16 protein-coding genes, 1 pseudogene and 1 riboswitch are annotated in these 13,389 nt (G+C 35.2%); of the genes and pseudogenes, 14 read left to right on the forward strand and 3 right to left on the reverse strand.

Annotated elements, in window-relative coordinates; genetic code table 11:
- Positions 1-121 precede the first annotated feature (121 nt).
- On the forward strand, positions 122-1,444 hold the full coding sequence (lysA, locus tag COD11_RS12240; RefSeq protein WP_098797205.1) for a diaminopimelate decarboxylase: 1,323 nt from the start codon (positions 122-124) through the stop codon (positions 1,442-1,444).
- Between the two features lie 49 nt (positions 1,445-1,493).
- Here the strand turns inward: lysA and COD11_RS12245 are convergent, their stop codons facing one another.
- Positions 1,494-2,378: a DUF1002 domain-containing protein gene (locus tag COD11_RS12245; protein ID WP_231307833.1), complete on the reverse strand. Its 885-nt coding sequence runs from the start codon at positions 2,376-2,378 to the stop codon at positions 1,494-1,496.
- 201 nt (positions 2,379-2,579) lie between these two features.
- Between COD11_RS12245 and COD11_RS12250 the strand changes: the two genes are divergently transcribed.
- From COD11_RS12250 to COD11_RS12270, 5 genes are all read left to right on the forward strand, one after another.
- On the forward strand, positions 2,580-3,014 hold the full coding sequence (locus COD11_RS12250; RefSeq protein ID WP_098797206.1) for a peptidylprolyl isomerase: 435 nt from the start codon (positions 2,580-2,582) through the stop codon (positions 3,012-3,014).
- Between the two features lie 129 nt (positions 3,015-3,143).
- A riboswitch (FMN riboswitch) is annotated at positions 3,144-3,295 on the forward strand.
- 198 nt (positions 3,296-3,493) lie between these two features.
- A complete protein-coding gene (ribE, locus tag COD11_RS12255) occupies positions 3,494-4,141 on the forward strand; it encodes a riboflavin synthase (RefSeq protein ID WP_098797207.1) in 648 nt (215 codons plus the stop codon).
- 30 nt (positions 4,142-4,171) lie between these two features.
- Positions 4,172-5,365 carry a bifunctional 3,4-dihydroxy-2-butanone-4-phosphate synthase/GTP cyclohydrolase II gene (locus COD11_RS12260; protein ID WP_098797208.1) on the forward strand — a complete coding sequence of 398 codons (1,194 nt, stop codon included), beginning with the start codon at positions 4,172-4,174 and terminating at the stop codon, positions 5,363-5,365.
- Between the two features lie 36 nt (positions 5,366-5,401).
- On the forward strand, positions 5,402-5,866 hold the full coding sequence (gene ribH / locus COD11_RS12265; protein WP_098797209.1) for a 6,7-dimethyl-8-ribityllumazine synthase: 465 nt from the start codon (positions 5,402-5,404) through the stop codon (positions 5,864-5,866).
- 147 nt (positions 5,867-6,013) lie between these two features.
- Positions 6,014-6,364 (forward strand): GNAT family N-acetyltransferase, encoded by a 351-nt coding sequence (locus COD11_RS12270; protein ID WP_098797210.1) that lies wholly within the window; start codon positions 6,014-6,016, stop codon positions 6,362-6,364.
- 40 nt (positions 6,365-6,404) lie between these two features.
- On the opposite strand, the gene COD11_RS12275 is transcribed toward COD11_RS12270, so the two are convergent.
- Both COD11_RS12275 and COD11_RS12280 read right to left on the reverse strand, forming a co-directional pair.
- The gene (locus tag COD11_RS12275) at positions 6,405-6,926 is read right to left on the reverse strand and encodes a DUF309 domain-containing protein (RefSeq protein ID WP_098797211.1); all 522 of its coding nucleotides are present in this window, start codon (positions 6,924-6,926) and stop codon (positions 6,405-6,407) included.
- Between the two features lie 104 nt (positions 6,927-7,030).
- The gene (locus COD11_RS12280; protein ID WP_098797212.1) at positions 7,031-7,123 is read right to left on the reverse strand and encodes a YjcZ family sporulation protein; all 93 of its coding nucleotides are present in this window, start codon (positions 7,121-7,123) and stop codon (positions 7,031-7,033) included.
- 229 nt (positions 7,124-7,352) lie between these two features.
- Here COD11_RS12280 and COD11_RS12285 point away from each other — a divergent pair, with 229 nt between their 5' ends.
- From COD11_RS12285 to resA, 8 genes and pseudogenes are all read left to right on the forward strand, one after another.
- A complete protein-coding gene (locus tag COD11_RS12285) occupies positions 7,353-8,096 on the forward strand; it encodes a segregation/condensation protein A (RefSeq protein WP_098797213.1) in 744 nt (247 codons plus the stop codon).
- 3 nt (positions 8,097-8,099) lie between these two features.
- Entirely contained in the window at positions 8,100-8,696 is a 597-nt protein-coding gene (gene scpB, locus COD11_RS12290) for an SMC-Scp complex subunit ScpB (RefSeq protein WP_098797214.1), read from the forward strand.
- Between the two features lie 159 nt (positions 8,697-8,855).
- Positions 8,856-9,323, forward strand: a complete 468-nt coding sequence (locus COD11_RS12295; protein WP_098797215.1) for a DUF3907 family protein — start codon at positions 8,856-8,858, stop codon at positions 9,321-9,323.
- 146 nt (positions 9,324-9,469) lie between these two features.
- Positions 9,470-10,612: a D-alanyl-D-alanine carboxypeptidase family protein gene (locus COD11_RS12300; RefSeq protein ID WP_098797216.1), complete on the forward strand. Its 1,143-nt coding sequence runs from the start codon at positions 9,470-9,472 to the stop codon at positions 10,610-10,612.
- On the forward strand, positions 10,612-11,199 hold the full coding sequence (locus COD11_RS12305) for a nucleoside recognition domain-containing protein (protein WP_098797217.1): 588 nt from the start codon (positions 10,612-10,614) through the stop codon (positions 11,197-11,199). Before COD11_RS12300 ends, COD11_RS12305 begins: the two co-directional genes overlap by 1 nt.
- Positions 11,200-11,205: 6 nt before the next feature.
- Complete coding sequence (locus COD11_RS12310; RefSeq protein ID WP_098797218.1) at positions 11,206-11,736, forward strand: spore maturation protein; 531 nt, start codon at positions 11,206-11,208, stop codon at positions 11,734-11,736.
- Positions 11,737-12,041: 305 nt separating this feature from the next.
- Complete coding sequence (gene rluB, locus COD11_RS12315) at positions 12,042-12,773, forward strand: 23S rRNA pseudouridine(2605) synthase RluB (protein ID WP_098797219.1); 732 nt, start codon at positions 12,042-12,044, stop codon at positions 12,771-12,773.
- 94 nt (positions 12,774-12,867) lie between these two features.
- Positions 12,868-13,388: pseudogene (resA, locus tag COD11_RS12320) on the forward strand (thiol-disulfide oxidoreductase ResA).
- Position 13,389 lies beyond the last annotated feature (1 nt).

Raw genomic sequence — 13,389 nt, forward strand, 5'->3', positions numbered from 1 at the left:
GACCAGCTGGTGTTAACTGTCTTTTTTTCCTTGTAAATACCTAACAAGGCCTATTATATATTTACTAATTAATAGTCTATAAGATAAAAAAGAGCCTAGCTGTAGAAAGAGGGGATACAATTTGTTCTTACATGGAACTAGTAAGATAAATGATAAGGGACATTTAGAAATAGGCGGAGTAGATACGATTCAGTTAGCTAATGAATATGGTACACCTTTGTACGTGTATGATGTTGCATTAATTAGAGAACGTGCTAGAAGTTTTAAAGAATCTTTTGAAAAAATGGGTGTAAAGGCTCAAGTTGCATATGCGAGTAAAGCTTTTTCATCAGTTGCAATGTTTCAGTTAATTGAAGAAGAAGGTTTGTCGCTAGATGTTGTGTCAGGAGGAGAGTTATATACTGCAGTTGCATCAGGTTTTCCTGCCTCTAGAATTCATCTTCATGGAAACAATAAAAGTCGTGCTGAACTCAAAATGGCACTGGACCATGGAGTCGGCTGTATTGTAGTTGATAATTTCTATGAAATTGAGTTAATTGAAGAAATATCAAAGGATAAAGCAGGTAGTAAAGTACCTGTATTATTACGTGTTACACCTGGTGTAGAGGCGCATACACATGACTATATTACAACTGGTCAAGAGGATTCAAAGTTTGGCTTTGGTTTGTTAAATGGTCAAGTGGAGCAAGCGATTGATTCTGTACTAAAATCTAATTCTATTCATTTATTAGGTATTCATTGTCATATCGGATCCCAAATTTTTGATACAGCTGGCTTTGTTTTGGCAGCAGAACGTGTTTTTGAAAAAATCAAAGAATGGAAAGAAAGATTTTCGTTTACCCCTGAAGTAGTAAATCTAGGTGGTGGATTTGGTATTCGTTATACAGAAGAAGATGAGCCACTACCAGCAACTTTCTATGTTGAAAAGATTGTAGACGCTGTGAAAACCCAAGTAAGTGAGATGGGCATTAGTATGCCGGAAATTTGGATTGAGCCAGGTCGTTCACTTGTAGGAGATGCAGGTACAACTTTATATACAATCGGATCTCAAAAAACAGTTCCTAACATTAGACAATATGTGGCTATTGATGGTGGTATGAGTGATAATATCCGACCGGCATTATATCAAGCAAAATATGAGGCCGTATTAGCAAATCGTGTGACAGAAAAACATGATAAGCCTGTGTCAATTGCGGGAAAATGCTGTGAAAGCGGAGATATGTTAATTTGGGATTTACCTTTACCAGAGGTGAAACCGGATGATATTTTAGCTGTATTCTGTACGGGTGCTTATGGATACTCAATGGCAAACAATTATAATAGAATTCCTCGTCCTGCCGTAGTTTTTGTAGAAAATGGTGAATCTCAGCTAGTTGTTAAAAGAGAAAGCTTTGAGGATCTTATTGTAAATGACTTACCATTAAAGTCTAAAGTAACAAAATAAGGATTAAAAAAGAGCAGCCAGAGTAGCTGCTCTTTTTAATGTATTACTATTAAGTTGTTTGTTCGTCGTTCGTAAAAATGGAAATAATCGCATTCCATAGAGCAACGAAAAAGTCCTCTAGTTGTTTTAAAAAGGTTTGACCTTCCTCAGAGTTAAGGAAATTAGAAATTTTATCTTTTGCTTGATCAAGTTGCTGACCTACTTGATTCCAATCAATATTTAGGTCCTTCATTTTATTGAAAAGCTCAATTAAACTATTAATATCTGCTTCAGATAGAGTAATTCCAAGTTCGTTTGCAGCGTTTTCAATGAGAGTACGTAGCTCTGCATCTGTTTCAGGAACACCATTTTTAGCAATTTCATCTTTAATTTTTGCCATTAAAGCCGATGCATTTTCTGCTCCAACTTCATCTCCAAGCTTAGCAGTTGTGACAAGCTCTTCATTGGCAACTTGCTTTACATCTTCTGGAATAGCTTCTTCGGATGAGATTTCGTAAGCCTTGATTAAACCAGTTAAAGCTGCAGTACCAGATACTTCAAATGGAGCCGTTACATAGATAGAAGCATCTTTTACTCCTGCTGTCATTAATGCATTTAAATACATTTCGTCTGTAACCCAATTAATGTTTTTCGTTTTTACCTCAAGACCTGAACCTGCTTCTTCAATCACGATACTGGTAGAAGAGATCGCCTTTGTTCCAATAGTTGCTTTTGGAATATAATCACCTAAATATTTGTGTTCTTCCTCATTTGAAACAGTAATAACCTGATCCTCTTTAGTTGCATTCATTTCATTCAATATTGTTTGTTTTTGTTGTTCAGTTAAATTCTCTCCAAGAGTAATAATCATATCACCAACTACAGCATCTGCGTAACTTAGTGATGGAAAAGCAATCATTAGAAAAGCAACGAAACTTAAAACATATTTTTTCAAAGTTAATGCCTCCTTACAATTTTAGAACAAAACAACTCTACTTCATCTATTATAGATCTTTTTTATATTTGTCAATACGTTAAAGGTGAAGTTTTTATAAGAATTTAAGTGATCTATTTGGCGTTCCTCCTTTGATTATAGTAGAATAGGTAGGTGTTCATGTCTATTAGACGGATTATACTTAATGGAGGTTTCATACATATGAAAAAAGCACAAATTACAATGGAAAATGGCGATGTACTAGGATTAGAATTATATCCAAATGAAGCGCCAGGAACAGTTGCTAATTTTGAAAAATTAGCGAACGAAGGATTTTATAACGGATTAACATTTCATCGTGTTATTCCAGGTTTCGTAGCACAAGGTGGTTGTCCAAGTGGAACTGGTACTGGTGGACCTGGTTACACAATTAAATGTGAAACACAAGGAAATCCTCATAAGCATGAAGCAGGGTCATTGTCTATGGCACATGCAGGAAAAGATACTGGCGGCAGCCAATTCTTCATCGTTCATGAGCCACAACCACATTTAAACGGTGTTCATACAGTGTTTGGTAAAGTAACAGACAATTTAGAAGCTGTTTACAAAATTAAGCCAAATGATGTTATGAAAGAAGTAAAAGTATACGAAGAATAGAAGGATTTAAAAGACTGTGTATTAATTAGCACAGTCTTTTTTATCGACATAATTAATTCAAATCAAACTTAAGGATTGCAACATTCACATTATACGGATAAAATAAATTTATAACTTCATATCACGTTTTACATTCTTCGGGGCAGGGTGGAATTCCCTACCGGCGGTGTTGAAGGTATATAAAAGTATCTTCTAAGTCCGTGACCCGTTAACAAATGTTAACGGTGGATCTAGTGAGAGTCTAGGGCCGACAGTTACAGTCTGGATGGGAGAAGAATTGCGCGAACTTTTTGCGGTGTATTAAATTCTGTTTAAAAAAAGAATCTTAATACTCTTATTTGACATACTCAAATATCAATTTTTCAAAATACTAAGCCCGAAGTCTCTAGACTTTGGGCTTTTTGTTCTTTACTCATTGAGTAAGGTAATGTAACGGAATATATGATTTTTATTTGTACGAAAGGAGGAATAGAAACATTATGTTTACTGGAATTATTGAAGAAATTGGAACAGTTTTAAGCGTAAAAAGTTCTAAAGATGCCATTGTCTTTTCAATAGGTGCAAAGAACATTTTAGATGATGTAGCCTTAGGAGATAGTATTGCTGTAAATGGTGTTTGCTTAACGGTAACAGAATATACAGATCAGGCTTTTTCAGTTGATGTTATGCCTGAAACAGTTAGAAGTACTTCCTTAGCACAATTAAAACAAGGGTCACCAGTTAACTTAGAAAGAGCGATGGCAGCAAATGGACGCTTCGGAGGTCATTTTGTTTCCGGTCATGTTGACGGAATTGCGAAAATTGCGAAAAAGCAACAAGTATCCAATGCTGTTTATTATGAACTACAATTACCACAGGAGTTAACAGATACGTTGATACATAAAGGATCAATTACAATTGATGGAATCAGTTTAACAATCTTTGGATTAGAAAAAGACAAAGTAGTTATTTCAATCATTCCACACACTTTAAAAGAAACGATCCTTGGTTCTAAGGGTGTAGGGGATATTGTAAACATTGAATGTGATATGATTGGGAAATATATAAAGAAATTCGTTACTCAGCAAACAGCCCAAACAAATTCTTCAATAAGCCAATCATTTTTAAAAGAAAATGGATTTGCATAGCGGGATAATTAGATAGAGGGGGGTATGATCATGTTTCATACTATCGAAGAAGCTATAACAGACCTTAGGGAAGGGAAAGTCGTTATTGTTGTAGATGATGAGGATCGAGAAAATGAAGGGGACTTTGTTTCTTTAGCCGATCGGGTAACTCCTGAAGCAATAAATTTTATGATTAAGCATGGTCGGGGCCTTGTATGTGTACCAATTACTGAAAAGCAAGCAACAAAACTAGGCCTTGCTCCTATGGTTACTCATAATACAGACCCTCATGGGACTGCCTTTACAGTTAGTGTTGATCATAAAACAAATACAACAGGAATTAGTGCATTTGAGCGTGCAGATACAGTTATAGCGTTATTAGATGATGATTCAAAGCCATCTGATTTTAAACGACCAGGCCATACCTTTCCGTTAGTAGCTAAAGAGGGTGGTGTATTACGTCGTGCGGGCCATACTGAGGCTGCCGTAGACTTGTCTCGTCTTTGCGGTGCAAAGCCAGGCGGAGTTATATGTGAAATTATTAAAGAAGATGGTACAATGGCTCGAGTGCCTGATTTACTAACGATTGCAAAAGAGTTTAATTTGAAAATTATCACGATTAAGGATTTAATTCAATATCGAAACCGCAGAGAAAAACTTGTTAATCGAGAGGTTGAAATTGAATTACCTACTGAGTTTGGAACATTTCGTGCCATTGGGTATTCAAATTCTTTAGATGAGAAGGAGCATGTGGCCTTTGTAAAAGGTGATATTAACCCTGATGAAGCTACTCTAGTAAGAGTTCACTCTGAATGCTTAACAGGAGATGTATTCGGTTCTTACCGATGTGATTGTGGCCCACAATTACATGCAGCTCTTTCCCAAATTGAAAAAGAGGGAAAAGGGGTTCTTTTGTATATGCGTCAGGAAGGTAGAGGAATCGGATTAATTAATAAAATGAGAGCCTACAAGCTTCAAGAACAAGGCTATGATACAGTTGCGGCTAATGAAAAATTAGGTTTTGCACCAGATTTAAGAGATTACGGGATTGGAGCACAAATTTTAAAAGATCTTGGTATCGAAAAAATGAAGCTTTTAACAAATAATCCTCGTAAAATTGCTGGCTTAGAAGGATATGGTCTTACAATTGAAGACAGAGTTCCTATACAAATGCCATCAAGAGAAGAAAATGAACAGTATTTACGAACAAAATATGAAAAACTAGGGCATTTCCTACATTTTTAAAGAAGGTTATGTAACATTACATTGGAGGAATTAGATATGAATACATTTGAAGGTCATTTAATTGGTAGTGGATTAAAGGTAGCAATCGTTGTAGCAAGATTTAATGAATTTATTACATCAAAGCTTCTAGGTGGAGCTGAAGATGGTTTAAAAAGGCATGGTGTAGAGGAAAACGATATAACTGTTGCATGGGTACCCGGAGCGTTTGAACTTCCTCTAGTAGCAAAGAAATTAGCTGAATCCGGTAAGTACGATGCTGTAATTACATTGGGAACGGTAATTAGAGGGGCTACTACACATTATGATTATGTTTGTAACGAAGCTGCCAAAGGTGTTTCGCAAGCATCCTTATCCACAGGTGTTCCGGTGGTCTTTGGAGTATTAACAACAGAGACGATTGAGCAAGCTATTGAGAGAGCAGGAACAAAAGCCGGAAATAAAGGTTATGAGGCAGCTGTTACGGCAATTGAAATGGGTAATTTGTTAAAGTCCCTTGATTAATTTTGGTAAAAGTGTTTAAAATCGATAAAAAACTGTATATAATGTTTTGAGAAGTGATTTTTAATTTTTGGGAAAATATGTATAGGTTTTATCGATTTAATACTTTTGCTTTCTTAGAGGAAGCTAATTCGTTAATGAGGGGTATCTATGTTAATTCGCTTTAAAAAAAGTTTTGAAAAGATTGCAATGGGCTTACTGTCTTTTATGCCTGCAGAAAAAGACTTAAAGCAATTACAGCAAACAATAAAACAGTATGAAACAGTAGATGAATGGCAGTTGTTTCTCTGGAAGCAAGATGAAGACATTATAGGTGCTATTGGTGTTATATTTAAAGGTGAAGATACGGTGGAAGTACAACACATAACAGTTAATCCTTCTCACCGACAACAAGGTATCGGCAAAAAGATGGTAAATGCACTCATCGACCTCTTTAAAAACAAATCAGTTGTTCCAAATGACGAAACTGAAGCTTTTTTCGAAAAGTGTAAGGATTGTTAAAAAGAAGCCGGAAATCATTGTGATTTCCGGCTTCTTCATTTCAATTTTTATTTTTACGGATTTTCAGCTGGTGCAATCTTTCATTAATAATATCTGTGCGATTACGTTTTGTATGTTTATGTAACAAAAATTCATCAGTTAAGTCGCTATCCACACCCCAACTAAGGTTTTTCTCAGAACAACGCTTTAGGCAAAGACTCATTAATTTATCGTCTCTTATAGGTAGGTTAAAACTATAGTAGGGTTTATGATTAAGAATTTCATGTTTACGTTTCTTTAGTGTTTTAATTAACTCCTCATTATGTAAGCCTAATTTCTTGATATTTAATGAATCATTTTCGAGGATATGTATCGCATTTGATATCATTTTCAAAGCCCCTGCAAAATTTCCCCTTCTATGATGATAAGCACAAACAGCAATTTGAATGAAGCCCACCCAATGTTTTTTTCTTTCTTTCGGTGGATCCTGTTTCCAGTGTTCCTCTAACACCTCATGACATTCAAAATAGTCTCTTTCACAGTGAAAATAAATGAGATAATCAATGTATGCAGCATCATACATAGTTGTTTCACCTCCACCATAATTAATTTGTGTAAGTAGTGTACCATAAATTTTTCCGAAAACAGATTAAAAGCTGCTGAATGTCAGCAGCTTTCTTGTTGCTATTATAACCAAGCAGCACCAACGATAATTAATAAAATAAACAATACAACGATTAACGCGAATCCTCCGCCATAGTTAAAACCATGTTCACCCATGTTTTATTCCTCCTTAATGATTAGCTGTTACACTTGTAATATATGAGCAAAACGCTGATGTGTATGGGCTAATGACTAGAAACAGGGTATTTTTATTTAAATAATTGAAAATGGCTTATTTAATTGATCATTGCCAACTTATGATCAAACGAATGAAATAACTATTGGACATGTCGAAAAATTGCTCTATACTATATGGTGGCTAGTTGTAAGAATGGTGGGATAGAATTTGCAATATCATGTTAAAATTAATGCTTTTGAAGGTCCTTTAGACTTGTTACTTCACTTAATAAATCGCTTAGAAATTGATATATATGATATACCTGTTTCAGAAATAACGGAACAATATATGCTTTATATTCACACGATGCAGGAGCTTCACCTTGATATTGCGTCAGAGTATCTAGTTATGGCTGCAACGCTTCTTTCTATTAAGAGTAGAATGCTTCTTCCTAAACAAGAAGAAGAGCTATTTGAGGATGAATTTGGTGAAGAAGCAGAAGAAGACCCACGTGAAGAATTAATGAGAAGATTAATTGAATACAGGAAATATAAAGAAGCTGCAGATGATTTAAGAACTCTTGAAGAAGGTCGCTCCCAAGTTTTCACAAAGGCTCCAAGTGACTTGAGTGAGTATGTTTCAGATTCACAGCAGCAAATCGACTCTTTAAATGTAACCATTTATGATATGTTAGGGGCTTTTCAAAAGATGCTTCGGAGAAAAAAAATTCAAAAGCCTGTACAAACAAAAATTGCTCGTCAAGAAATTCCGATTGAGAAGAGGATGGAAGAGATTCTCACTGATTTGCGCACACATTCAGGTAGACGCCGTTTTAGTGATTTGTTTTCTTCAAACAGTAAAGATCATTTAGTTGTTACTTTTTTGGCTATATTAGAATTAATGAAATCTCGTTTAATTTTAATTGAACAAGAAAATAATTTTGCAGATATTTATATAATGGGGAGTGAATAATTCATGGCCTTAGGTGTGATTGAGTGGAATTCAATCGTTGAAGCATTGTTATTTGCTTCAGGGGACGAGGGTCTTTCCCTAAAACAGTTAGCGATGGTGTTGGAGCTAGAAGAACAAGAAGTTAAGGATATCTTAAGTGAGCTCTCTGACAGTTATAATCAAAAAAACCGAGGAATAGAGCTTGTTGAAGTTGCAGGACATTATCAACTAACAACAAAAAAAGAACATGCAACATATTTGAAAAAATTAGTTGAATCCCCAGGAAATGCTTCACTTTCACAAGCAGCTTTGGAAACATTAGCAATTGTGGCGTATCGACAGCCGATCACAAGAGCAGAAATAGAAGAAATTCGCGGTGTGAAAACAGAAAGACCTATTCAAACGCTCGTTTCCAAGATCTTAATTAAAGAGGTGGGGAGAGCTGATGGAACTGGACGGGCAATTCTTTATGGTACGACAAAAGAATTTTTAGAGTATTTTGGTCTAAAATCAATTAAAGAACTTCCGCCACTTCCAGAGAAGACGGATGATGCATTTGAACAAGAAGAAGCAGATTTATTCTTTGAAAAATTTAATGAAACTTTAGAGGAATTAAAATAATATTGACTGCTGATTTAAGATATCTTTCCTAGATAGAGGGGAAATATTTTAAATTGGGCAGTCTTTTTTTATATGAAAGTAATAATATTTTAATGAAGACATATGAGGTAAATAAACAGTTTAATAATATTGCTACTTGAAGGGAAGAGGATGTGTCCTATGGACAACACATTAGTTAAAGCTGAGACAGAAAAAGTGGCATTCTTTTTAGAAAATGTAGTGGAGAAAATGACAAATTACATGAATTCAATCACGATACTGTCTTTAGAAGATGAAGGTGAGGGAGAAAGATCATATTTACTTGAGCTATTAAGAGCAGCACGAAGTTTATTAGTATTTTGTGAGGAAGCGCTTGATGCTTGTCGTCAAATGATAAGAAGTCCTTTTATATCACCCTCTCACGGAAGACAGCTATTTGAAAAAATTTATTATCAGTGTATTGAAAGGTTTTTTCATCCAAAAAATGACACGTGGTTTGAAGATAGTCGTTGTTCTTATACTAACTCAGAAATGATTGTTTTTAGACAAGCAGCACCTCCCTCATTTGTTCGATTTATTCAATCCTTGGAAGAGGATTTCACTACAATCCGTGAAGAAATAGACTTTGGTGTTCAGTCACATTTTTAAATTCAGCTTCTATGGATATAAAAAAACTAAGGCTTTCACCATTATGGATTGGTGAAAGCCTTAGTTTTTCCAAATTTTCATTCATAAGCTTTGTCCACGTGCATAAACTTGTACAAAACGAACGAGTAAGGGGACGTGGATGTATTATGCCGCATATTAAGAAAGTGACAGCAGGTTTTATCATCATTTTTTTGTTAATGGGAATCGTTCCTAAGCAAACATCTGCTGTTGGTGTTAGTGCTCAAACTGCTGTTTTAATAGAGCAGGAATCTGGAAGAATTCTTTATGAAAAGCAAGCAAATAAAAAGATGCGTATTGCTAGTATAACAAAAATCATGACGGCTATTCTCGCTATCGAGTCTAAAAAACTAGATGAAATGGTAACAGTAAGTGAAAAAGCTATTCAAGCTGAGGGGTCATCAGTTTATTTACAAAAGGGAGAGAAAATTAAACTAGAAGATTTGGTTTATGGACTGATGCTTCGTTCTGGTAATGATGCAGCAGTTGCTATAGCTGAACATGTAGGAGGCAGTCTTGAGGGGTTTGTGGTCATGATGAATCAAAAAGCAGAAGAAATTGGGATGACAAATACTGAATTTGCTAATCCTCATGGACTTGATGATCATGAAAATCACTATTCAACAGCTTATGATATGGCCATTTTAACTCAATATGCGATGAAGAATGAGACCTATCAAGAAATCTCTGGGACAGAAACTCATAAAGCTCCTAATCCTAATGAAAAATGGGACAGAGTATGGCATAACAAAAACAAATTGTTAACAAGCCTTTATAAATATAGTACAGGGGGGAAAACGGGTTATACAGTTAGAGCAAAAAGAACTTTGGTTTCAACAGCGTCAAAAGACGGAATGGATACTATTGTGGTAACTCTAAATGATCCAGATGATTGGAAGGATCATATGAATCTCCATAACTATGCATTTAACAATTATGAGTTAGTGAATCTTAAGCATCAAGGTACACTTGATGATATAGAAAATGAATTCTATGATGATAAAGTTTTTATAACCCGCGATGTCCTTTATCCGCTTACAAAAGATGAGCAGGAAAATGTTCGAATAAATATTTCATTGCAAAAACCGCAAGAAGAATGGGAAGACCTTGAAAAAGTTCCAAACGTAGTAGGTGAACTATCTGTCAAAGTAGAAGAGAGAGAGATAGCTGACATCCCGATTTATTTTGATAACGGAAAGGTAGAAAAACCTAAAGGTTCATTTTGGGATCTTTTTAAAAACTTATTTTTTGCAACAACAGGTGTTAGTTAATGGTTAATTTAATATGGGTGTTATTAACAGTCATTGGTATTGTTTTTGCCATGTTTAATGGAACAATGGATGAAGTGAACGAAGCAATTTTTAAAGGTGGAAAAGAGGCAGTCACCATTTCGATTGGATTCATTAGTGTGTTGGTATTTTGGCTCGGTTTAATGAAGGTTGCTGAACAAGCTGGATTATTAGAGAAACTAGGTAATTTGTTTAAGCCGATTGTGACAAGGCTATTTCCAGAGGTACCACCAGATCATCCTGCTATGGGGTATATGCTTTCAAATATGATGGCAAACCTTTTTGGATTGGGTAATGCAGCAACACCTCTTGGTATTAAAGCGATGGAACAGCTTAAAGTATTAAATGGAGGATCTGACAAAGCAAGTCGTTCCATGATTACCTTTTTAGCTATTAATACTTCAAGTTTAACCTTAATTCCAACTACAGTCATTGCTATTATGATGACCTATGGCTCATCGTCACCTACTAGTATAGTAGGGCCAACCTTAATTGCTACATTTCTATCAACTGCAGGGGCAATCATGATAGATCGATTCTTTTATTACAGGAGAAAAAGAAAAGGGTGATCGAGCATGGGGATTATAGGAGTCATTTCATTATGGATTATACCTGTTATTATTGGGTTTATTCTTATTTACGGTACTTTAAAGAAGGTACCTACCTACGAATCATTTGTTGAAGGTGGTAAAGAAGGAATTACTATTTCCTTCTCGATCATACCTTATCTTGTAGGTATGTTAGTCGCAATTTCTGTATTTAGAGCTTCAGGTGCTTTAGAGTTTCTTATGAATTTTATGAAACCTGCATTAGAACTGTTAAATATACCTGCAGAAATAGTGCCTTTAGCATTTATCAGACCGATATCCGGTACAGCTGCACTTGGATTAACTTCCGATATTATTGCAACATATGGGCCAGATTCTTTTATCGGAATGTTAGCTGCAACAATGCAAGGAAGTACTGACACGACATTATATGTTTTAACGGTCTATTTTGGAGCAGTAGGAATTAGAAAAATGGGGGATGCATTAAAAGTAGGATTACTTGCAGATCTCGTTGGAATTATTGCAGCAATCGTGATTGTCACATTATTATTTGCATAGGATTACTAGGAACTTGGCTCAGGTCAAGTTCTTTTCTTTTGTTCTATTAGAAAGGATAAGTTTTTATAGGCGATAGCATAAGAAATTTAAATGAGTCATTACTACATACTCTAGAAATTATGGTATGATGATAAAGCAAAATTTTGTCGAACAGGTTTGAAACTGATGTATCTATTATTTTAGCTTGTTATTATTAACTAAGGTTTTTTTATTTAGGAATAAAGAATAACTTAAATCGAGCATCCTAATTGTCGTAACTTGTGAAAATACATAGAAAGCAGTAATATGTTATCGAGGTGAAAGTGATGGAACGCTTACAAAAGGTAATTGCTCATGCTGGTATAGCTTCTAGACGTAAGGCTGAGGAATTAATTTTAGAAGGAAAAGTAAAAGTGAACGGGAAAGTTGTGAAGGAACTTGGAATTAAAGTTACGGATCAAGACCGAGTAGAAGTTGAAGGAATTCCACTAGAGCGGGAAGAACCTGTTTATTTACTTCTTTATAAACCCACTGGTGTTATTTCAGCTGTTAAGGATGATAAAGGTAGAAAGGTTGTTACAGACTTTTTCCCTTACATTAAACAGAGAATCTACCCAATCGGTAGACTGGACTATGATACATCTGGAGTCCTTTTATTAACAAATGATGGTGAATTTGCCAATATATTAATGCATCCAAAATATGAAGTAGAGAAATCTTATGTTGCGAAAGTAAAAGGGATCCCAACAAGAGAAAAGGTTCGTCAGCTTGAGCGAGGTATTCATCTTGAAGATGGGAAAACAGCACCTGCACATGTGAAAGTATTATCTGTTGATAAAAAGAAGGGAACAAGTATTGTAGAATTAAAAATCCATGAAGGACGTAATCGTCAAGTAAGACGTATGCTTGAAGCGATTGGTCATCCGGTAATGAAACTCAAAAGAGAAAGATTCGCCTTTTTAAATTTAAGTGGACTTGCAACAGGTGATTCTAGGGAGCTAACTCCACACGAAGTAAAACAGCTTCGAGCTCTTGCACAACACGGAAAACAGGCATAGTAATTTTCACATAAACTTCAAAAAATTGATCATATCGTGTAATTGGATAGTGATATAATGACCTAGAATGTTGGAATAGTAGGGGAGTATGTAAATGAAGAAAAACCGTTTACTTATGCGCTCTATCATATTAATTTTATTAATTGGTGCATTAGGATATACGCTATATTCAAACTTTTTTGTTAGTAAAGAAAAGGTAAAGGTTGGTTCAAAAGCTCCTGATTTTGTCTTAGTAGATTTAGAAGGAAAAGAGCATCAACTTTCTGATTACAAAGGAAAAGGAGTGTTCTTAAACTTCTGGGGAACATGGTGCAAGCCCTGTGAGCGAGAAATGCCGTATATGGACAACCAATATGATTATTATAAGGATCAGGGAGTAGAAGTGTTAGCAGTAAATATTGCTGAGTCAACGTTGCTGTTCAGAGCTTCGTTAACAAACATGACTTATCTTTCCCAATTCCTCTTGATAAAGATCGTCAAGTATTAAACGCATACGGAGTTGGACCATTACCAACAACCTTTTTGATTAATCCTGAAGGAGTTGTAGTCGATATTACTTCAGGAACCTTAACAGAAAGAATGATTAGAGATTATATGGAACAGATAAAACCTTAAA

Source organism: Bacillus sp. AFS040349 (assembly GCF_002577655.1).
In the GTDB taxonomy this organism is placed as follows: Bacteria; Bacillota; Bacilli; order Bacillales; family Bacillaceae; genus Metabacillus.